This is a genomic window from Streptococcus sp. GMD1S, from assembly GCF_000296875.1.
Classification (GTDB): Bacteria; Bacillota; Bacilli; order Lactobacillales; family Streptococcaceae; genus Streptococcus.
Window position 1 is genome coordinate 1 of the sequence record NZ_AJQY01000264.1, and the last position, 632, is coordinate 632.

Consider the following 632-nt stretch of genomic DNA (forward strand, 5'->3'; position numbering starts at 1 on the left):
TTTGTAAAATCAGTCCTCAGGCCGATGAAAAGGAAGATGAACTTGTGTTACACTATCAAAATCAAGTTCGATATATGGGCTATTTATTTTCCTTTGGCATCCCTATTGAAGGGGATTTTGTTCAAAAAGTAACGGTTTCACGGGAAACATCTGTACATATTAGATGTCGAAAACCTGGCGATGTTATTATCCTGAATGGTCATCGAAAGAAACTGAGACGCTTATTTATAGATTTAAAAATCCCTATTGAAAAACGAAAAATAACCCCTATTATTGAGCAATTTGGAGAAATTGTCTCAATTTCAGGAATTGCGACCAGTGATTTGAGTAAAAACACGAAAAATGATATAATGAACACTGTGATTTATATAGAAAAAATAGATAGGTAAAAAGATGTTAGAACACGATATTAAAAAAATCCTCGTTTCACATGATGAAATTACAGAAGCAGCTAAAAAGCTAGGTGCGCAACTAACAAAAGAATATGAGGGGAAAAATCCAATTCTTATTGGAATTCTGAAAGGATCGATTCCTTTTATGGCTGAATTGGTCAAACATATTGATACGCATATTGAGATGGACTTCATGATGGTATCTAGTTACCATGGTGGAACAGCAAGTAGTGGTGTCAT

The 632-nt window shown here is 34.2% G+C and carries 2 protein-coding genes; both read left to right on the top strand.

The window, feature by feature from the left end; genetic code table 11:
• Positions 1–389: tRNA lysidine(34) synthetase TilS (gene tilS, locus GMD1S_RS08685; RefSeq protein WP_001073486.1), on the top strand; the 389-nt coding region annotated here is incomplete at its 5' end.
• 4 nt (positions 390–393) lie between these two features.
• The coding region (locus tag GMD1S_RS08690; protein ID WP_000889400.1) for a phosphoribosyltransferase at positions 394–632 on the top strand (239 nt) is incomplete at its 3' end.